The sequence below is a fragment of the Pseudomonas sp. NPDC087185 genome, assembly GCF_044744955.1.
Classification (GTDB): domain Bacteria; phylum Pseudomonadota; class Gammaproteobacteria; order Pseudomonadales; family Pseudomonadaceae; genus Aquipseudomonas.
Window position 1 is genome coordinate 27,114 of record NZ_JBIUZK010000005.1, and the last position, 19,442, is coordinate 46,555.

Consider the following 19,442-nt stretch of genomic DNA (forward strand, 5'->3'; position numbering starts at 1 on the left):
TGATGGTCTGGCCATTGGACAGGGTCACGGTCACCGGGGTCTGGGCAGGGTTGCTCAGGGTCACGGTGTAGGTGATCACGCCGCCTTCGGTCACGCTCGGCGACGCGGTGAGGGTGGCGGTGGTGGTGTCGACCGAGTCGTTGATCACGGTCTCGGCAGGCGCCGGGTTCGGCGTCAGTTGCTCGAAGTTGCCACCGGTAGCGCCGGTGATGGTGGTGCTGACCGTCGAGCCATTGTTGTAAACGTCATTGGCCGGAGTCTGGAAGTCCACGGTGCCGGTGGTCTTGCCCGCTTCAACGGTGATGGTCTGGCCATTGGACAGGGTCACGGTCACCGGGGTCTGGGCAGGGTTGCTCAGGGTCACGGTGTAGGTGATCACGCCGCCTTCGGTCACGCTTGGCGACGCGGTGAGGGTGGCAGTGGTGGTATCGACAGTATCTGTAATTTGCGTAACCGCCGGGTTTTGCGGCAGCGTCACGATCAGGTTGCCACCCCCCGTCGTACCGGTAACGGTCGTGGAAATCTGGCCGCCATCAATGTACGGCGTGTCGTTCGCCGGGATGTTCACATTGACGCTGCCGCTGGTCTGCCCGGCGGGAATGATGATCACCGCGCCGTTCGACAGGGTCACGGTCAGGTTCGCGGACGGTGCCTGGCCAACGGTGGCGGTATAGACGATTACGCCACCCGCTTCGGAAATGGAAGGGGTGGCGCTCAGGGTAAGCCCGGTATCAATCAGGGCATTGGCGTTGGTATCCAGCGCACCTGTTTCTTCCGTGTCCAGCCCGGCGGCAAAGGCCAGGGGGTCGGTTGGGAAGCCAATGGTCGGGTCCACGCTGCCCGCCGTGGCATCGAGCATCACGAAACTGTGGCCGCCACCTGCTGCGCCACCACCACCCGCGGCGGCGCCGGCTGCGGGAGCCTCCAGCTCGGTAGTCGGGTCGACACCCGAGGCAATCGCCTGCTGCAGTTCTTCCACCGACGGTGCTGCCTGCGCAGTGGCCTGGTTCAGGTCAGTGCTGCTGTCGGGCGCATCGGCGCTCCACTGGGTATCACGGCCCAGGTCGAGCAAGCGGCCATCGGCCAGCTCAAGGGTAACGGCGCCGCCCGGGCCGGTGAAAACTTCTTCACCAGCCAGCAGGCGATCGCCCTCGATCAATACGCGCCGGATGCCTTCTGGGGATACTGCGATGACTTGGCCAACAATGCTTTTAACGATGGCAACAACGCTGCTCATTAGACTCTCCGGGTTACCCGATGTGATCTGTTTCCATGTTCCGAGCGGCATGCGTGGGCCGCTGCTGACGGAATGGGTGTCGATAATATTTCCGACATATTTGACGTCAAAAACCCGTCTATAACTGTCGGCGATTAACTTTATGCCAAACTATTGACCTTATGGTCGCCATCCTAAACAATCGGCAATGTAATGTCACATTGATATTTGAACGTTTGCCATCCCTTCCTTTAGTACTAATACCAGTGCCCCTTCGGAAGCTGCTCATCGGTCAAATCAGGTTGCCATTTTCCAGGCCTGAACCGCTTCGACCGTGATTCAGGACAACAGCGCCCTCGGGGATCAGTAAAAAATGCGTGCGTCACTGTTTACCGCTCTTCCACTCGCCTTTGCCGCCTCTTTCGTACAAGCACAAACCTTGCCCGAAGCCATGCAGAAAGCCCTCGAGGTGCACCCGGAAATCCAGGCCGGGGTCAACGCCCGGGTCGCTGCGGACTATCAACTGCGGGCTGCCAAGGGCGGCTATTTGCCGCGGGTCGACGTGACCGCCGGCTACGGCCGCGAAGGCACCGATAGCCCTAGCACCGGCAACCGTTGGGAAACCCTCAACCGTGGTGAGTCAGCAATCCGACTGCGCCAGATGGTATTTGACGGTTTTGCCACCTCCAGCGAGGTGGGCCGTCAACAAGCCACCGCCAATGCCCGTGCCTACTCGCTGATGGGTACCTCCGAACGCACCGCGCTCGACGTGGCCCAGGTCTACCTGGATGTCCTCACGCGCCGCGAGATGGTGCGCCTGGCCCAGGAAAACCTGCGCAATCACGAACGCATCCTCGACCAGATCTCCTTGCGTACCAGCCGTGGTGTCGGCCGCCTTGCCGACCTCGACCAGGCCGAGGCGCGCCTGGCCCAGGCCCGCAACAACCTGATCACCGAGCAGACCAACCTGGCTGATGCCAACACCAACTACCTGAGCGTGGTTGGCCAGATGCCGGACGAACTCAGTGCCCCTGCGCCGTTCATCGACCTGCTGCCGGCGTCGCTGGATGAAGCGCGTGCGCAGATGGTGGAAAGCAGCCCGGTGTTGCGTTCGGCCGAGTCGGACATCGCCGCAGCTGAAAAGCAGTACGACGCCGCCAAGTCGAGTTTTTATCCACGCTTCGATGCAGAGCTTGGACGAACGGCCGATAACAACATAGACGGCACCGTCGGCCACAACAACGAGTGGCAGGCCATGCTGCGCATGAACTTCAACCTGTATGCCGGTGGCAGCAACAAGGCCGACCTGGAATCCAAGTCGTACCTGGCCAACCAGGCGCTGGACATCCGCAACAACGCCCTGCGCCAGCTCAATGAAGAGCTGGGTCTGGCCTGGAATGCGCAAGAGAATGCCAACGCCCAGGTGCCGATCGCCCAGCAGTACGTCGACCACAGTAACCGAGTGCGTAGCGCCTACCAGCAGCAGTTCAGCCTGGGTGAGCGTACGCTGCTCGACCTGCTCGACAGCGAAAATGAAACCTTCACTGCCCAGCGTCGTCTGGTGGAAGTGAAGAACATACAATTGTTTACTCAATACCGAATCAAGGCGACCATTGGTCAACTGCTCAAGAGCCAGGGCGTCGTAGCACCGATGGCCACCGTTGTGCAGAATGACCTGAAACCGCGAGTGAACCTGCCCGGCTTGAACTGAGGCGCACCCGCACCATCTACCGCAAGGATGAAGAGAGCGCCGCGTGGAATCCGAAGTCAGTCGAGTCCAACTCAGCCACGATCCACGCAGTCAGCATGACGATCCCTTGCTGGACAGTCTGCTGACCCTGTGTGTCCTGCATCAGAAGCCCGCCAGCCGGGCCATGCTGACCACCGGCCTGCCGTTGCCCGCGCAGCGCTTGAGCCCCGAGCTGCTGCCGCGTGCCGCTGCCCGGGCCGGCCTGCAGGGGCGCCTGCTGCAGCGCAAGCTGGAGCAGATCCCGAAGATCGCCATGCCGGCCATGCTGCTGCTCAAGGAGGGCCGCAGCGCCGTTCTTCTGGGCTGGGAGAATGACGACACCGCGCGCCTGCTGCTCAGCGAGAGCGACGGCGGTGAGGTGCTGGTCAGCCGCGATGCCCTGCAGGACGACTACAGCGGCAAGGTGTTCTTCGCCCAGCCGCAGCACAAGTTCGACGTCAACCACGGCAACCTCATACCGCGGGCCAAGTCCTGGTTCCGCGATACGCTGTTGCGCAGCAAATGGCTGTATATCGATGCCATCGCCGCCAGCCTGGTCATCAACCTGATTGCCTTGGCGGCGCCGCTGTTCGTGATGAACGTGTATGACCGCGTGGTGCCCAACCAGGCCACCTCGACGCTGTGGGTACTGGCTGCAGGCATCGGTTTCGCCTACCTGTTCGACCTGATTCTCAAGGGCCTGCGCGGCCTGTGCCTGGACCTTGCCGGCAAGAAGACCGACCTGATCATCTCGGCGACGCTGTTCGAGCGTATTGTCGGCATGTCGATGAAGTACCGCCCGGCGCGGGTCGGCAGCTTTGCCCAGAATATCCACGAGTTTCAGGGCCTGCGTGATTTCCTCGCCTCGCTCACGCTCACTACGCTGATCGACCTGCCGTTCACCCTGCTGATCCTGCTGGTCATCGCCATCATCGGCGGGCACCTGGTGTGGATCCCGATCCTTGCCTTCCCATTGGCCCTGGGCATCGGCTATGCCCTGCAGAAGCCGCTGATGGCGACCATGGAACGCACCATGGCGCTGGCCTCGGAGCGTCAGTCGAGCCTGATCGAAACCCTGGCTGGGCTGGACGCGGTCAAGGTCAACAACGCCGAGAGCGAGCGCCAGTACATGTGGGAGCAGACCCTCGGCACCCTCAGCCGCCTGGAACTGCGGGTGAAGGTGTTGTCGAGCCTGGCCATGAACATCACCCTGCTGATCCAGCAGCTGGCGGGCGTGGCGATGATCTGCGTCGGCGTGTACCTGATCATCGACGGCAACCTGAGCATGGGCGGCCTGGTGGCCTGCTACATGCTCAGCGGCCGTGCACTCGGCCCGTTGAGCTCGCTGAACGGGCTGCTGGCGCGTTACCAGCAGGCCAAGGTGACCATGGTCGCCACTGACCAGATGATGGAGCTGCCGCAGGAGCGCAACTTCGAAGAGCGCCCGCTGAGCCGGCAGGTGCTGCAGGGCGCGGTCGAATTCCGCGGCGTCGAGTTCACCTACCCCAACCAGCAGAACCAGGCGCTCAAGGGCATCAACTTGACTATTCGCCCTGGCGAAAAGGTCGGCATCATCGGCCGCAGCGGCTCGGGCAAGAGCTCGCTGGCCAAGCTCATCGTCGGTCTGTATGAACCGGACAACGGCTCCTTGCTGGTCGATGGCGTGGACATCCGCCAGATCGACGTCAGCGAGTTGCGCCACAACATCGGCTACGTGCCCCAGGACATCCAACTGCTGGCCGGCACCCTGCGCGACAACCTGGTCAGCGGCGCCCGCTACATCGAGGACGAGCTGATCCTGCAGGCCGCCGAACTGGCCGGGGTGCATGAGTTCGCCCGCCTGCACCCCGACGGCTACGAGCTGCAGGTCGGCGAGCGTGGCCAGAACCTTTCCGGTGGCCAGCGGCAGAACGTCGCCTTGGGCCGTGCGTTGCTGCTCAACCCGCAGATCCTGCTGCTCGACGAGCCCACCAGTGCCATGGACAACACCGGCGAAGAGCGCCTCAAGCAGCGCCTGAGCGCGGTGGTCGAAGGCAAGACGGTATTGCTGGTCACGCACCGGGCGTCGTTGTTGTCGCTGGTGGACCGGTTAATCGTCATCGACCGTGGACAGATCGTCGCGGATGGCCCGAAAGCCGCCGTCATGGATGCGCTGAAGAAGGGGCAGATCAGTGTTGCATAAGCTGGGTATGGGGCGTTTCAAGGACAATCTGCGCCGCTACTTCAAGGGCTCCGAGTCACTGGCCGGGCAACCCTTGCCCGAAGTCAACAAGGCGCTGATCGAAGATGCGCCACGCATCGTACGCCTGACCATCTGGGGCATCATCGCCTTCTTCCTGGTCATGATCATCTGGGCCAGCGTGGCACCCATCGACGAGGTCACGCGCGGTGAAGGCAAGGCCATCCCGTCCTCCAAGGTGCAGAAAATCCAGAACCTGGAGGGCGGCATCGTCGCCCAGATCTACGCCAAGGAAGGGGAGATCGTCGAGATCGGCCAGCCGCTGCTGCGCCTGGATGAAACCCGCTTTGCTTCCAATGTCGACGAAACCGAGGCGTCGCGCCTGGCCATGGCCCTGCGCGTGCAGCGCCTGAGTGCCGAGGTGGACGACAAACCGCTGCAAATCGACGAAGAGCTGCGCAAGGCCGCCCCCAGCCAGGCCGCCAGCGAGCAGTCGCTGTACCAGAGCCGGCGCCAGCAGTTGCAGGACGAGATCAGCGGCCTGGAGCAGCAACTGGTGCAGAAGCAGCAGGAATTGCGCGAGTTCACCTCCAAGCGCGCCCAGTACGCCAACAGCCTGCAGTTGCTGCGCCAGGAGATCGCCATGTCTGAGCCACTGGTGGCCCAGGGTGCGATTTCCCAGGTTGAAGTGTTGCGCCTGCGCCGCGCTGAAGTGGAAAACCGCGGCCAGATGGACTCCACCGCATTGGCCATCCCCCGTGCGGAAGCGGCCATCAAGGAAGTGCAGAGCAAGATCGAGGAAACCCGCGGCAAGTTCCGCAGCGAGGCACTGACCCAGCTGAACGAAGCCCGTACCGAGCTGAACAAGGCCACCGCCACGGGCAAGGCGCTGGATGATCGGGTCAGCCGTACCATGGTCACCTCGCCGGTGCGCGGTATCGTCAAGCAGTTGCTGGTCAACACCGTCGGCGGTGTGATCCAGCCGGGCAGCGACATCATCGAGATCGTGCCACTGGACGACACCTTGGTAATCGAGGCGAAGATCCTGCCCAAGGACATCGCCTTCCTCCATCCGGGCCAGGAAGCGACGGTCAAGTTCACCGCCTATGACTACACCATCTATGGTGGGATGAAGGCGAAGCTGGAGCAGATCGGTGCCGATACCATCACCGATGAAGACAAGAAGACCACCTATTACCTGATCAAGCTGCGTACCGATAAAAGCCACCTGGGCACCGATGAGAAACCGTTGCTGATCATCCCCGGGATGGTGGCCACGGTGGATATCATGACCGGCAAGAAGACCATCATGAGCTACCTGCTCAAGCCGATCATGAAAGCCCGCTCGGAGGCCCTGCGCGAGCGCTGATCGCTGGCTCACCTTCATGGCCTTGACTGGCCTCTTCGCGGGCAGGCCCGCGAAGAGGCCAGCACGGACAGCACCAAAATTGGGCAAGGCCCCCTTCATATCGTTATTCTTTAACGGTATTTAAATTATTCTTCTTATGACTTTATAGTCACCCCACTGCGTACCCGTCGACCAATCGATGCGCCGCACGACTTGAACCCACACGGGAAATCCCCGTGCGTTTCTGATCGTTGCGCGCCTTGAAGTCGCGCACTGCGTGGGAGTGAACAATGTCCGCCGCCTCGAACGCCTTGTCGTCCATCGACAGCGCCCAGCCGCAAATCTTCGAAATCCGCCCGTTCTCCGGTGCCGTCGGCGCCGAGATCATCGGCCTGGACCTGGCCAAACCAGTCACCGCCGAGGATTTCCAGCGTATTCATCGCGCCCACCTCGACCACCATGTGCTGGTGTTCCGCGACCAGCGCATCAGCCCTGAACAACAGATCGCCTTCAGCCGCCGCTTCGGCGAGCTGCAGATCCATGTGCTCAAACAGTTCCTGCTCGCCGGCCACCCCGAGATCCTGATCGTCTCCAACATTGTCGAGAACGGCCAGAACATCGGCCTGGGCGATGCCGGCAAGTTCTGGCACTCGGACCTGTCGTACAAGGAACTCCCCAGCCTCGGCTCCATGCTGCACGCCCAGGAGCTGCCCAGCGAAGGCGGCGATACCCTGTTCGCCGACATGCACAAAGCCTGGGACGCAGTGCCTGAAGCGCTGCGCCAGGTGGTCGAGGGCCGCAGCGCCGCTCACTCCTACACCGCCCGTTATGCCGAGACCAAGTTCGAAGGTAACTGGCGCCCGACCCTCACCGCAGAGCAACTGGCGCAGGTCAAGGAAGTCATCCATCCGGTGGTGCGTACCCACCCTGAAAACGGCCGCAAGGCGCTGTTCGTCAGCGAAGGTTTCACCACCCGTATCGTCGGCCTGCCGGATGACGAAAGCCGCGACGTGCTGCAGCAGCTGTATGCCCTGAGCGTGCTGGAGCAGAACATCTACCGCCACCAATGGCAGCCCCACGACCTGGTGTTCTGGGACAACCGTTCGTTGATCCACCTGGCCGCAGGCTGCCCCGGGCACCTGCGACGCAAACTGTTCCGCACCACCATCCAGGGCGATGCCCCGTTCTGACGACTGAGGAATCCATCATGCGTAAATCCATCAGCCGCCTGGCGGCAAGCATCGGCCTGGGCGCAAGCCTGGTCGTCGGCAGCCTTGCGGCGCCCACCGTGGCCCATGCTGAAGGCGAGATCCGTATCGCCGAACAGTTCGGCATCGTCTACCTGTTGCTCAACGTGGTGCGTGACCAGCACCTGATCGAGAAGCACGGCAAGGAGCAAGGCATCGACATCAAAGTCGATTGGGCCCAGCTGTCGGGCGGCGCGGCGATCAACGATGCGCTGCTGTCCGGTTCGGTCGACATCGCCGGTGCCGGCGTCGGCCCGCTGCTGACCGTGTGGGACCGTACCAAAGGCCGGCAGAACGTCAAGGCCGTGGCTTCGCTGGGCAACTTCCCGTACTACCTGGTCAGCAGCAACCCGAATGTGAAGACCATCGCCGACATCTCCGACAAGGACCGCATTGCCGTGCCGGCCGTGAGTGTCTCGGTGCAGTCGCGCTTCCTGCAGTACGCCGCCGCCCAGCAGTGGGGCGACAAGGAATACAACCGCCTCGACAAGTACACCCTGGCCGTGCCGCACCCGGACGCCACCGCCGCCTTGCTGGCCGGCGGCACCGAGCTCAACGGGCACTTCTCCAACCCGCCGTTCCAGGACCAGGCGCTGGCCAACAAGGACGTGCACGTGGTGCTCAACAGCTATGACCTGCTGGGCCCCAACTCGCCGACGCTGCTGTTCGCCACCGAAAAATTCCGCAACGACAACCCCAAGACCTACAAAGCCTTCGTCGATGCCTTGGCAGAGGCTGCGGACTTCGCGCAGAAAGACAAGGCAGCTGCGGCGGACACCTACATCCGCGTGACCAAGGCCAAGATCGACCGCGACGCGCTGATCAAGCTGATCGACAACCCGCAGTACGAGTTCACCGTCACACCGAAAAACACCTACAAGCTGGCCGACTTCCTCTATCGAGTGGGCGCCATCAAGCACAAGCCGGAATCGTGGAAGGACTACTTCTTCCAGGATGAACGCCCGCTGCAAGGGAGCTGACCGATCATGACCGCCCCATTGCCAGGCCACACGGCCAGCAACCTGAGCCGTGTCGCGACACCGCCATTACTTCAGGTGGACAACCTGAGCCTCGAATACCGCACCGCGCAGCGCGTGGTGCGGGCCACCCACCAGGTCAGCTTCGAAGTCGACCGTGCCGACCGGTTCGTATTGCTGGGCCCCTCGGGGTGCGGCAAATCCACGCTGCTCAAGGCCGTGGCCGGGTTTATCAGCCCACAGGAAGGGCAGATCCTGCTGCAGGGCCAGCCGGTCAACGGCCCAGGCCCCGATCGCATCGTGGTGTTTCAGGAGTTCGACCAGCTGCCGCCGTGGAAGACGGTGAAGCAGAACGTCATGTTCCCGTTGCGGGTGTCGGGCCAGCTCAAGCGCGCCGAGGCCGAAGAGCGGGCGTTGCATTACCTGGACAAGGTTGGCCTGGCGGCATTTGCCGACGCCTACCCGCACACCCTGTCGGGCGGGATGAAAGCGCGTGTGGCCATCGCCCGGGCGCTGGCCACGCAACCGAAGATCCTGCTGATGGACGAGCCGTTCGCCGCGCTCGATGCGCTGACCCGCCGCAAGATGCAGGAAGAACTGCTGCTGCTGTGGGAGGAAGTGCGCTTCACCTTGCTGTTCGTCACCCACTCCATCGAGGAGGCGCTGGTGGTCGGTAACCGCATCCTGCTGCTGTCGCCGCACCCGGGGCGGGTGCGGGCTGAGGTGCACAGCCACCAGTACGACCTCGGCAGCCTGGGTGCGAGTGACTTCCAGGCCAGCGCACGGCGTATCCATCGCCTGCTGTTCGACGAGGCCGAGGCCCCCGAGCAACCAGACGACCTGGGCTTCAACGACATCCGCATCGCCTACTGACAGGAGCTTCAGTCATGACCACTAGACCTGTACGTCAGGAATACGAGGTGCAGCTGGAGCCGCTGCTCAGTGTGCCTCTTGAACGCAACCTGCCGCTGGCCCAGCGCCTGTGGCAGCAGGGTTGGTTGCGCAAGGCGGTGATCCTCGTGGTGATCGCTGCGCTGTGGGAAGCCATCGCCCGCTACCAGGGCAATGACTTGCTGCTGCCGACGTTCCTGCAGACGGCGGCAGCGCTGTGGGACGGCCTGGTCAGCGGCGAATTGCCGGCCAAGGTCGGCGTGTCGCTGGTGATCCTGCTCAAGGGTTACCTGTTGGGTATCATCCTGGCCTTCGGCCTGACCAGCTTGGCCGTGTCGACACAGCTGGGGCGTGACCTGCTGGGCACGCTGACCTCGATGTTCAACCCATTGCCGGCGATCGCCCTGCTGCCGCTGGCCTTGCTGTGGTTTGGGCTGGGCGACAACAGCCTGATCTTCGTGCTGGTGCACTCGGTGCTCTGGGCGCTGGCGCTGAATACCTACGCAGGCTTTCTCGGCGTGTCGGAGACCCTGCGCATGGCCGGGCGCAACTATGGCCTGAAAGGGCTGAGGCTGGTGCTGCACATCCTGGTGCCTGCTGCGCTGCCGTCGATCCTGTCCGGGCTGAAAATCGGCTGGGCGTTTGCCTGGCGTACCTTGATCGCCGCCGAGCTGGTGTTCGGTGCCAGCAGCGGCAAGGGCGGGTTGGGCTGGTACATCTTCCAGAACCGCAACGAGCTGTATACCGACAAGGTGTTTGCCGGGCTGGCGGTGGTGATCCTGATCGGCCTGCTGGTCGAAGGGCTGGTGTTCAATACCCTGGAGCGGCTGACGGTTCGGCGCTGGGGCATGCAGCGGTAAAAAGCCTGTAATGGCTCCTTCGCCGGCAAGCCGGCGATGGGGCGGTGCAGGCAACTAGTTCTGGTACTGGGCGGCCGCACTGCTCAGGGTTTTGGCGATCTCATCCCGCAGCCCTACCGGCTGCTCCACCTTTACCCCATCCCCCTGGCTCAACACCCACCAGCGCAGCGCCCAGCCATCCTCCACCGTTGCCTGCAGCCGATGCCCCTGCTCCAGGGCCGTCAGGCGCATATCCGCGCTCAAAGGCGTGTCCCGTAGCTGCCGCGCCACCGGGTCGCTGACCCAGGCTTGCAGCTCCAGCCCATCACCTTGCGGCGGCTGTAGCGTTTCACCCCGTAGATATCCCTGCAGATCGAAGTTCCCTCGCAACTCGCCCACGGCACTCGCCGACCAATGCCAACCAAACGGAATGCTCTTGTCATTACGCTCCAGCGGGAAGATCAGCGACAGCTCGTTGAGGTCGCGCTCCACTGTGCGTTTGCTGACATTGAAGCCCACATCACGCAGGCGCCACACCAGCTCGGCGCTGGTGATGCCCGGCGAGCGGCTGGGTAGTTGGCGCAGCAGCGCCCACTGACGGCTGAGGGTGGCGCGGGTCGTGGCGAACGGCAAAAGGTAACGTCCTTGTCTAGGCTTGCCGCATCAGGATGGCGGCATGAGCAGGTCATGGCAATTAGCCACGACCCCCTCAGATCAAGGTTCCGCCATTTGGTTGCCTTGCGCCGAATCGTTCGCGACAGGTTTTGACGTGACGTCGCGCAGAATCACGCCTCATCACAGCCGCGGTCGGGGCTGTGGGTCGTTCAATGAGGATGAACATGTCTGCTGTCAGCAATATCCATTCGCTGCTCGCCCGTCTGCTGCCAGAGCAGGTCATTCCCGCCCCGACACCTGCCGGGAGGCGGCAGCGGCTGTTCGCCGGCGTAGGGTTGCCTAGCCAACGGGCGCTGCTGGTCAGCCGCCTGGACGAAGCGGCGGACCTGCAGGCGGTGTTCGCCGACCTGCGCCAGCAGGCGCTGGCCGGCAACGTGGCAGCGCTCAATGACCTCGGCTGGGTCTGGCTCAATGGCAAGTACTGGCGTGCCGACACGGTGCTGGCCGGGCATCTGCTGCGCATGGCCGCTTTGCAGGGGAATGCCGCAGCCTGGTTCAACCTGGGGCAGCAGCACTACTTCGGCAAAGGTATCGAGGTCTCCTACGTGCAGGCTGCGGAGTGTTATCGCCAGGCCTTTGACCGGGGCATGCTGCATGCCGCCGCCGCGCTGGGTGACCTGTACGAGGAAGAGGTCTGCGATGCCGAGTTTGGCTGGCAGGTCGACCTGGCCCAGGCTTATCAGTGGTTTCTTCGTGGTGCAGAGCGCGGCGAAGCGCGCTGCCGGTTCGAGGTGGGCTACCGGCTGTTACATGGTTTGCATGTGGACGCCGATACCAAGGCGGCGCTGTATTGGCTGGAGTTGGCGGCGGCGACCGGGGTGATGCAGGCGGCCGAGGAACTGGCGGTGCATTTCAGCAGGCGGGATGGCGCGCGGTATCTGGATTGGCGGGATCGGGCAGTGCAAATGGGCAGCACACTGGCGTTGGCGATGAAGCTGGAGGACCAGATCCAGCCCTGACTGATGGATTGGCTTCTTCGCGGCTAAACCCGCGAAGAGGCCTGAACAGTGGCCGTAGAAACTGCCAAATGAACAACAATTCATCCAACCCCCCCGTCGCCCCCGGTTGACGAGAGGGGGAGGGCCAGGCGTATATTGATAGTTAGCAAACTATGAATATCCTTGGTTCCTCAGATGACGCTTGATTCCCTGCGCCTGCAAGTCAGCACCGGCATGGTCGTTGCCGCCCGCCATTGGCGGCGGATCTGCCATACGGCCTTGACCAGCTACGGTATCTCCGAGGCCTGCGCCGCCCCCCTGCTGATGATCGTGCGCCTGGGCGATGGCGTGCACCAGGTCGCCGTGGCCCAGGCTGCGGGCCTGGAAAGCCCATCGCTGGTGCGCCTGCTCGACCAGCTGTGCAAGGCCGGCCTGGTGTGCCGCAGCGAGGACCCCCTCGACCGCCGCGCCAAGGCCCTGAGCCTCACCACCGAAGGCCGCGCCCTGGCCGAAGCCATCGAAGCCGAACTGGTGCGTGTACGCCACGACGTGCTGCAGGGCATCGACGAGGCCGACCTGCAAGCTGCCTTGCGCGTGCTGCGCGCCTTCGAGGCCGCAGGCCTGGGCGGCACTGGCGGGGTGGCATGAACGGTTTCTTCAGTTCGGTACCGCCCGCTCGCGACTGGTTCTACGGCGTGCGCACCTTTGCCGCGTCGATGATCGCCCTGTACATCGCCTTGTTGATGCAGCTGCCGCGCCCGTACTGGGCGATGGCCACCGTCTATATCGTCTCCAGCCCGTTTGTCGGGCCAACCAGCTCCAAGGCGCTGTACCGCGCCGTGGGCACGCTGCTGGGTGCCGGCGGTGCCATCTTCCTGGTGCCGCCCCTGGTGCAGTCGCCCTTGTTGCTGACGGTCGCCATCGCCTTGTGGACAGGCACCCTGCTGTACCTGTCACTGAACCTGCGCACGGCCAACAACTACGTGCTGATGCTGGCTGGCTACACGCTGCCGATGATCGCCTTGGCGGTGGTTGACAACCCGTTGGCGGTGTTCGACGTAGCCTCGTCCCGTGCGCAGGAAATCTGCCTGGGGATTGTCTGCGCCGCAGTCGTTGGCGCGATCTTCTGGCCACGCCGGCTGGCGCCGGTGGTGGTCGGCGCCACGGGCAGCTGGTTCGGCGAAGCGATCCGCTACAGCGATACCTACCTCGCCCGTGATGTGGCCGCCGACAAGGTGGGCGGCATGCGCGGTTCCATGGTCGCCACGTTCAATTCGCTGGAGTTGATGATTGGCCAGCTCGGCCACGAGGGTGCCGGCCCGCATACCCTGAAGAACGCCCGCGAACTGCGCGGGCGGATGATCCACCTGCTGCCGGTGATCGATGCCCTCGACGATGCCCTGGTGGCGCTCGAAGGGCGTGCCCCTGCGCAATTCGCCCAGCTGCAACCGGTGCTCGACGGCGCCCGCGAATGGCTCAAAGGCACCGCCGACAATGCCTCGGTCGCACGCTGGGCCGCCCTGCACGAGCAGATCGACCGCCTGCAACCCGGCGCCGCCGCGCTCGACCAGCGCGCCGAGTTGCTGCTGTCCAACGCGCTTTACCGCCTGACCGAATGGGCCGACCTCTGGCAGGACTGCTGCACCCTGCAACATGCCCTGCGCACCGATGACCCCAAGCCGTGGCGTGCGGTGTACCGCCACTGGCGCCTGGGGCGCCTGACGCCGTTCTTCGACCGTGGCCTGATGCTCTACTCGGTGCTGTCCACCGTGCTGGCAATCATCGTTGCCTGCGGCCTGTGGATCGGCCTGGGCTGGAACGACGGCGCCAGCGCGGTGATCCTGGCCGCCGTGTCGTGCAGCTTCTTCGCTGCGATGGACGACCCGGCACCGCAGATCTACCGGTTCTTCTTCTGGACGTTGATGTCGGTGATCTTCTCCAGCCTGTACCTGTTCCTGGTGCTGCCCAACCTGCACGACTTCCCGATGCTGGTGCTTGCCTTCGCCGTGCCGTTCATCTGCGTCGGCACGCTGACCGTGCAGCCGCGTTTCTATTTGGGCACCTTGCTGACCATCGTCAACACCTCGACCTTCATCAGCATCCAGGGCGCCTACGACGCCGACTTCTTCAGCTTCCTCAACGCCAACCTGGCCGGCCCCGTGGGGCTGCTGTTCGCCTTCATCTGGACGCTGGTGATGCGCCCGTTCGGCGTCGAACTGGCGGCCAAGCGCATGACCCGCTTCGCCTGGCGCGACATCGTCGAGATGACCGAACCGGCGACCCTCGCCGAGCACCGTCAGGTCGGCGTGCAGATGCTTGACCGCCTGATGCAGCACCTGCCGCGCTTGTCGCAGACCGGACAGGACAGCGGCGTGGCGCTGCGCGACCTGCGTGTGGGCCTGAACCTGCTTGACCTGCTGGCCTACCTGCCCCGTGCCGGCAGCCAGGCCCGTGAGCGCCTGCAAACGGTGATCGAAGAGGTCGGCGGCCACTACGCCGCCTGCCTGCGCGCCGGCGAGCGCCTGCATGCCCCGGCGGCGCTGCTGCGCAACATGGAGCGCGCGCGCCTGGCGCTGAACCTGGATGAGTTGTACGAACGCGGCGATGCCCGCACCCACCTGCTGCATGCCCTGAGCGGCCTGCGCCTGGCGTTGTTGCCGGGTGTCGAGGTGATGCTCGAGCCAGCCGAACAACCGCAACTGCCCCCCGGCCTGGACGGAGCGCCCCTGTGATCGGTGAACTGGATATCAGCGGGGTATTCCTGCCCACGCTGCTGGTGATGATGTTTGGTACCTACCTGCTGTTTCTTGGGGTGCATGCGGTGCTGGTGCGTGTGCATTTCTACCGCCTGGTCTGGCACCGGGCGTTGTTCAATGTTGCCCTGTATGCCGTGCTGCTTGGCGCGGTGGACCACTTTTGCCGAAGCCTGATGCTGCCATGAAAAAACCTTTGCTGACCTTGGGCCGCGTGGTCCTGACCTTGCTGGTAGTGACCTTTGCCGCCGTGCTCGTGTGGCAGATGGTGGTGTACTACCTGTTCGCCCCCTGGACCCGCGACGGCCACATCCGTGCCGACGTGATTCAGATCGCCCCGGATGTTTCCGGGTTGATCCAGAAGGTCGAGGTGCGCGACAACCAGACCGTCAAGCGCGGTGACGTGCTGTTCACCATCGACCAGGACCGCTTCACCCTGGCCTTGCGCCAGGCCAAGGCGACCCTCGGCGAGCGTCAGGAAACCCTGGCCCAGGCCTCCCGCGAAGCCCAGCGCAACCGCAAGCTGGGCAACCTGGTGGCAGCCGAGCAGCTGGAAGAAAGCCAGTCCCGCGAAGCCCGTGCCCGCTCGGCGGTCAGCGAGGCCCAGGTGGCGGTGGACACCGCCCAGCTCAACCTCGACCGTTCAGTGGTGCGCAGCCCGGTGGACGGCTACCTCAACGACCGCGCCCCGCGCAACCACGAATTCGTCACTGCTGGCCGCCCGGTGCTGTCGGTGGTCGACAGCGCTTCGTACCACGTCGATGGTTACTTTGAAGAAACCAAGCTGGGTGGCATCCACATTGGCGATGCCGTGGACATCCGCGTGATGGGCGACAACACTCGCCTGCGCGGCCATGTGCAGAGCTTCGCCGCTGGCATCGAAGACCGTGACCGCAGCAGCGGCGCCAACCTGCTGCCCAACGTCAACCCGGCGTTCAGCTGGGTGCGCCTGGCCCAACGGATCCCGGTGCGTATCGCCTTCGACCAAGTGCCGGAAGACTTCCGCATGATCGCCGGGCGCACCGCCACGGTGTCGATCATCGAGGGTCAGCAGCCATGAAGCAGCTGATCCTGGCTGGTTTCTGCCTGTCGCTGGGCGCTTGCATGATGGTCGGCCCGGACTACGAACTGCCCAAGGACGCGGCCGTGCAGCGCAGCGACCTCAACGGCCCGCTGCGCCAGGATGCCGACAGTGTGGTGTCGGCACCGGTGCCCGAGGACTGGTGGCAGCTGTATCAGGATCAACGGCTCAACGCGCTGGTGCGCCAGGCGCTGAGTGCCAACACCGAACTGCGCGTGGCAGCGGCCAACATCGCCAAGGCCCGCGCGCAGGTTGAAGTGGCCGAATCGCAGGGCGGCTTCAGCGGCGGCGTCAAAGCCGGTGCGCAGCGCCTGCAGGAGTCCGGTGAAGCCTTCCTGCTGACCGAGAAGGTGCCGGTGGCCAATATCGGCGAGGCAATCATCAGCGCGTCTTACCAGTTCGACCTGTGGGGCACCTTCAAGCGTGGTACCGAAGCCGCCAAGGCCAATGCCGACGCGGTACAGGCCGCTGCCGACACCGCGCGCATCACCCTGGTGGCCGATGTAGTCAAGGCCTACACCCAGGTGTGCTCGGCCAACGAGGAATACCACATCGCCCGCGAGTCGCTCGACCTGCAGCAGCAGAGCGTCCAGCTCAACCAACGCCTGCGCGATGCGGGCCGCGGCGACGAAACCCAGGTCACCCGCTCGCAGACCCAGTTCAAGTCGCTGCGCGCCGAGTTGCCGCGTTTCAAGGCCGAGCGTGAAACGGGCCTCTATACCCTGGCGGCGCTGCTGGCCAAGCCGGTGGAACAACTGCCGGCAGGCACGGCCGATTGTGCCGAGTTGCCGCACCTCAACCAGTTGGTCCCGGTCGGCGACGGTGCCGCACTGCTCAAACGCCGCCCCGACGTACGCCAGGCCGAACGCCAACTCGCAGCCGCCACCGCGACCATCGGCGTGGCCACCGGTGCGCTGTACCCGGACATCAGCATCGGTGCCCAGGTCGGCACCATCGGTATTCTCGAGAACCTGGGCGAGCCTGCAACCAACCGCTGGGGCTTTGGCCCGCAGGTCAGCTGGAGCATCCCCACCAACGGCACCCGTGCGCGCATTCGTATGGCTGAGGCTTCGACTCAAGCCGCGCTGGCGCATTTCGATGGGGTGGTACTGAACGCCATCCGCGAGACCCAGACCCGCCTGGCGCAGTACAGCGCCTTGCTGGACCGGCGTGATGCGTTGGCCGAGGCGGAGAAGTCGGCCAAGGAAGCAGCGGACCAGACGCACCGCTACTACCAGGCCGGGCGCGAATCGTTCCTGGCGGACTTGCAGGCAACGCGGACCTACACCGACATGCGTGCCCAGCTGGCAGCGGCGAACAGCCAAGTGGCGGTGGGGCAGATTGGCGTGTTCCTGGCACTGGGCGGTGGCTGGAAGGATACCGCCAAGCCTTGAGGCCCACTCGCCGGCAAGCCGGCTCCCACAGGTACAGCACTGCTCCGAGGCTCGGTGCAATCCCTGTAGGAGCCGGCTTGCCGGCGATGGGCAGCAAAGCAGACCCATCGCTGGTTTGTTGCAAGATTTTTCATGAAATCCGCCCACAACCCTTGAGGCAAGCAAAGTGGAAGTGAACAATGTTCTCTTTCGCATTTCCCTTGAGACTGGCCATGAAAACCCGTTCCCGTCTGTTCGCCTGGTTGCCGGCTGTGCTGCTCGGCCCGGTGCTGGCGCTATGCAGCTCCCTGGCCCAGGCCGAAGCACCTGCCGAGGCCACCAAGGCCCTGCACCTGCTTGACTACATCGGCGCCGACTACCCGCCGACCGTGAGCGACGGCAAGGTCGTCGACAGCGGCGAATACCGCGAGCAACAGGAATTCAGCGGGGTTCTGGCCGACCTGGTCAAAGGCCTGCCGGCCAATGCCGAACAAAATGCTCTGGAGCAAGGCGTTGAAGACCTGCGCCAGGCTATCGAGCAACGCCAGGAAGGCGCCGCCGTCGCCAAGCAGGCCCGCCAGCTGGGCGCGCGCCTGGCGGTGGCCTACGAGGTCAGCCAGGCCCCGGTCATTACCCCGGACCCAGCCCGTGGTGCTTCGCTGTATGCGCAGAACTGCTCGATCTGCCACGGTGACACGGGTGCAGGCGATGGCCCCGCTGGCGTCGGCCTGGAGCCGGCACCGGCCAACCTGCGCGACGTCGCGCGCCTCGACCAGCTGAGCCTGTTCGACCTCTACAACACCCTGGCGCTGGGCATCGACGGCACCGAAATGCCGTCCTTCGCCGACCAGCTCGATGACCGCCAGCGCTGGGACGTGGCGGCCTACATTGCCAGTTTCACCGCCAATCCGCAGGCAGCCAAGGGTGACAAGGCCTGGAACCTGGCCGACCTGGCCCGCCAGACCCCGGCTGAAGTCGCCAGTACCGAAGGCGCCGCAGCCGTGGAGGCATTCCGCGCCCAGCGTGCCCAGCCGCCACAGGTCAAGCGTGGCCCCGCGCAGTTGCTCGAATACACCGCCAGCACCCTGGACAAGAGCCTGGCAGCTTACCGCGCAGGCGATCACGACCAGGCCTATGACCTGTCGGTAGCGGCCTATCTGGAGGGCTTCGAGCTGGTGGAAAGCTCGCTGGACAACATCGACACCCAGGCACGCAAGGACACCGAAAAATCACTGATGGCCTACCGTCAGTCGCTGCAGGACGGCTTGCCGGTCGCCCAGGCAGAGCAGCGGCTGACCGAGGCCAAGGCCAAACTCGACCAAGCCTCCAAATTGCTGGGCAGCGATGGCCTGAGCTGGTCGCTGAGCTACATCTCGGGCCTGCTGATCCTGCTGCGTGAGGGCCTTGAAGCGATTCTGGTGCTGGCCGCAATCCTGGCCTTCCTGCGCAACACCGGCCAGCAATCAGCAGTGCGTAGCGTCAACATCGGCTGGGGCCTGGCGCTGGTCGCCGGTTTTGCCACCTGGGCCCTGGCGGCCTATGTGATCGATGTCGGCGGCGCCCAGCGTGAGCTGCTGGAAGGCTGCACGGCGCTGTTCGCGGCGGTGATGGTGCTGTGGCTCGGCGTGTGGATGCACGACCGCCGCCATGCCGCCGCCTGGCAGGACTACATCAAGAGCAGCCTGGTCAGCGGCGGCGGGCGTTTCGGCTTTGCCGTGCTGGCGTTCTTCTCGGTGTACCGCGAGCTGTTCGAAGTGATCCTGTTCTATGAAACCCTGTGGCTGCAGGCCGGCCCGGCCGGTCATCAAGCGGTGATGGCCGGTGGGGCGACGGCGCTGGTGCTGCTGGTGGGTCTGGCCTGGGTAATCTTGCGTGGTTCGGCAAAACTGCCGCTGTCGCTGTTCTTCAGCATCAACGCCGCCTTGCTGTGCGCGCTGTCGGTGGTGTTTGCCGGGCATGGCGTGAAAGCGCTGCAAGAGGCCGGCGTGCTGGGCACGCGGCCGGTGGCGTTCTTCGAGTTCGACTGGCTGGGGATTCATGCCGATGCATACTCGCTGGCGGCACAGTCGGTGGCGTTGCTGGCGATTGTGGTGCTTTATGGGCGTAGTCGCCTGGCAGAGAAGCGCCGGGCTGCTGTTTAGTCGTTGATGCTGCCGGCCACATCGCGGGTTTACCCGCGAAGCGGCCGGCACAGAT

Annotated in this window: 16 protein-coding genes; 14 read left to right on the forward strand and 2 right to left on the reverse strand. The window is 64.2% G+C overall.

Annotated elements, in window-relative coordinates; all coding sequences use genetic code 11:
* Positions 1-1,237, reverse strand: a 1,237-nt coding sequence (locus ACIPIJ_RS17735) for a retention module-containing protein (RefSeq protein WP_401079001.1), incomplete at its 3' end; no start/stop codon positions are given.
* A 352-nt stretch (positions 1,238-1,589) separates the two neighbouring features.
* On the opposite strand from ACIPIJ_RS17735, the gene ACIPIJ_RS17740 reads away from it, so the two are divergent.
* The 7 genes from ACIPIJ_RS17740 to ACIPIJ_RS17770 all read left to right on the forward strand — a co-directional run bounded on the left by ACIPIJ_RS17740 (position 1,590) and on the right by ACIPIJ_RS17770 (position 10,447).
* Positions 1,590-2,927 carry a TolC family outer membrane protein gene (locus ACIPIJ_RS17740; protein ID WP_401079003.1) on the forward strand — a complete coding sequence of 446 codons (1,338 nt, stop codon included), beginning with the start codon at positions 1,590-1,592 and terminating at the stop codon, positions 2,925-2,927.
* Between the two features lie 43 nt (positions 2,928-2,970).
* Entirely contained in the window at positions 2,971-5,127 is a 2,157-nt protein-coding gene (locus ACIPIJ_RS17745) for a type I secretion system permease/ATPase (RefSeq protein WP_401079005.1), read from the forward strand.
* A gap of 7 nt (positions 5,128-5,134) precedes the next feature.
* Positions 5,135-6,493, forward strand: a complete 1,359-nt coding sequence (locus tag ACIPIJ_RS17750) for an HlyD family type I secretion periplasmic adaptor subunit (RefSeq protein WP_401079840.1) — start codon at positions 5,135-5,137, stop codon at positions 6,491-6,493.
* Positions 6,494-6,762: 269 nt separating this feature from the next.
* On the forward strand, positions 6,763-7,662 hold the full coding sequence (locus ACIPIJ_RS17755) for a TauD/TfdA dioxygenase family protein (protein ID WP_401079008.1): 900 nt from the start codon (positions 6,763-6,765) through the stop codon (positions 7,660-7,662).
* A 17-nt stretch (positions 7,663-7,679) separates the two neighbouring features.
* A complete protein-coding gene (locus ACIPIJ_RS17760; protein ID WP_401079010.1) occupies positions 7,680-8,699 on the forward strand; it encodes an ABC transporter substrate-binding protein in 1,020 nt (339 codons plus the stop codon).
* A gap of 6 nt (positions 8,700-8,705) precedes the next feature.
* Positions 8,706-9,569 carry an ABC transporter ATP-binding protein gene (locus tag ACIPIJ_RS17765; protein ID WP_401079013.1) on the forward strand — a complete coding sequence of 288 codons (864 nt, stop codon included), beginning with the start codon at positions 8,706-8,708 and terminating at the stop codon, positions 9,567-9,569.
* Positions 9,570-9,583: 14 nt separating this feature from the next.
* On the forward strand, positions 9,584-10,447 hold the full coding sequence (locus ACIPIJ_RS17770) for an ABC transporter permease (protein ID WP_401079016.1): 864 nt from the start codon (positions 9,584-9,586) through the stop codon (positions 10,445-10,447).
* A 54-nt stretch (positions 10,448-10,501) separates the two neighbouring features.
* On the opposite strand, the gene ACIPIJ_RS17775 is transcribed toward ACIPIJ_RS17770, so the two are convergent.
* A complete protein-coding gene (locus tag ACIPIJ_RS17775) occupies positions 10,502-11,059 on the reverse strand; it encodes a WYL domain-containing protein (RefSeq protein ID WP_401079018.1) in 558 nt (185 codons plus the stop codon).
* Between the two features lie 206 nt (positions 11,060-11,265).
* Between ACIPIJ_RS17775 and ACIPIJ_RS17780 the strand changes: the two genes are divergently transcribed.
* The 7 genes from ACIPIJ_RS17780 (at position 11,266) to ACIPIJ_RS17810 (ending at position 19,387) form a co-directional block, all read left to right on the forward strand.
* The gene (locus ACIPIJ_RS17780) at positions 11,266-12,060 is read left to right on the forward strand and encodes a tetratricopeptide repeat protein (RefSeq protein WP_401079021.1); all 795 of its coding nucleotides are present in this window, start codon (positions 11,266-11,268) and stop codon (positions 12,058-12,060) included.
* A 174-nt stretch (positions 12,061-12,234) separates the two neighbouring features.
* Complete coding sequence (locus ACIPIJ_RS17785; RefSeq protein WP_401079024.1) at positions 12,235-12,687, forward strand: MarR family winged helix-turn-helix transcriptional regulator; 453 nt, start codon at positions 12,235-12,237, stop codon at positions 12,685-12,687.
* Complete coding sequence (locus ACIPIJ_RS17790) at positions 12,684-14,771, forward strand: FUSC family protein (RefSeq protein WP_401079027.1); 2,088 nt, start codon at positions 12,684-12,686, stop codon at positions 14,769-14,771. Before ACIPIJ_RS17785 ends, ACIPIJ_RS17790 begins: the two co-directional genes overlap by 4 nt.
* Positions 14,768-14,980 (forward strand): DUF1656 domain-containing protein, encoded by a 213-nt coding sequence (locus tag ACIPIJ_RS17795; RefSeq protein WP_274908143.1) that lies wholly within the window; start codon positions 14,768-14,770, stop codon positions 14,978-14,980. The genes ACIPIJ_RS17790 and ACIPIJ_RS17795 overlap by 4 nt, the downstream gene beginning before the upstream one ends.
* Positions 14,977-15,852 (forward strand): efflux RND transporter periplasmic adaptor subunit, encoded by an 876-nt coding sequence (locus tag ACIPIJ_RS17800; protein WP_401079030.1) that lies wholly within the window; start codon positions 14,977-14,979, stop codon positions 15,850-15,852. Before ACIPIJ_RS17795 ends, ACIPIJ_RS17800 begins: the two co-directional genes overlap by 4 nt.
* Positions 15,849-17,267, forward strand: coding sequence for an efflux transporter outer membrane subunit (locus tag ACIPIJ_RS17805; protein ID WP_401079033.1), 1,419 nt, complete (start codon positions 15,849-15,851; stop codon positions 17,265-17,267). The genes ACIPIJ_RS17800 and ACIPIJ_RS17805 overlap by 4 nt, the downstream gene beginning before the upstream one ends.
* A 179-nt stretch (positions 17,268-17,446) precedes the next feature.
* A complete protein-coding gene (locus tag ACIPIJ_RS17810; RefSeq protein WP_401079036.1) occupies positions 17,447-19,387 on the forward strand; it encodes an FTR1 family protein in 1,941 nt (646 codons plus the stop codon).
* Positions 19,388-19,442: the final 55 nt, after the last annotated feature.

What these genes read in the sequence shown, in the direction of transcription:
- ACIPIJ_RS17740 (WP_401079003.1), top strand. Translation starts at nt 1,590, where the DNA reads ATGCGTGCGTCACTGTTTACCGCTCTTCCACTCGCCTTTGCCGCCTCT.
- ACIPIJ_RS17750 (WP_401079840.1), top strand. Translation starts at nt 5,135, where the DNA reads ATGGGGCGTTTCAAGGACAATCTGCGCCGCTACTTCAAGGGCTCCGAG.
- ACIPIJ_RS17755 (WP_401079008.1), top strand. Translation starts at nt 6,763, where the DNA reads ATGTCCGCCGCCTCGAACGCCTTGTCGTCCATCGACAGCGCCCAGCCG.
- ACIPIJ_RS17760 (WP_401079010.1), top strand. Translation starts at nt 7,680, where the DNA reads ATGCGTAAATCCATCAGCCGCCTGGCGGCAAGCATCGGCCTGGGCGCA.
- ACIPIJ_RS17765 (WP_401079013.1), top strand. Translation starts at nt 8,706, where the DNA reads ATGACCGCCCCATTGCCAGGCCACACGGCCAGCAACCTGAGCCGTGTC.
- ACIPIJ_RS17770 (WP_401079016.1), top strand. Translation starts at nt 9,584, where the DNA reads ATGACCACTAGACCTGTACGTCAGGAATACGAGGTGCAGCTGGAGCCG.
- ACIPIJ_RS17780 (WP_401079021.1), top strand. Translation starts at nt 11,266, where the DNA reads ATGTCTGCTGTCAGCAATATCCATTCGCTGCTCGCCCGTCTGCTGCCA.
- ACIPIJ_RS17785 (WP_401079024.1), top strand. Translation starts at nt 12,235, where the DNA reads ATGACGCTTGATTCCCTGCGCCTGCAAGTCAGCACCGGCATGGTCGTT.
- ACIPIJ_RS17790 (WP_401079027.1), top strand. Translation starts at nt 12,684, where the DNA reads ATGAACGGTTTCTTCAGTTCGGTACCGCCCGCTCGCGACTGGTTCTAC.
- ACIPIJ_RS17800 (WP_401079030.1), top strand. Translation starts at nt 14,977, where the DNA reads ATGAAAAAACCTTTGCTGACCTTGGGCCGCGTGGTCCTGACCTTGCTG.
- ACIPIJ_RS17805 (WP_401079033.1), top strand. Translation starts at nt 15,849, where the DNA reads ATGAAGCAGCTGATCCTGGCTGGTTTCTGCCTGTCGCTGGGCGCTTGC.
- ACIPIJ_RS17810 (WP_401079036.1), top strand. Translation starts at nt 17,447, where the DNA reads ATGTTCTCTTTCGCATTTCCCTTGAGACTGGCCATGAAAACCCGTTCC.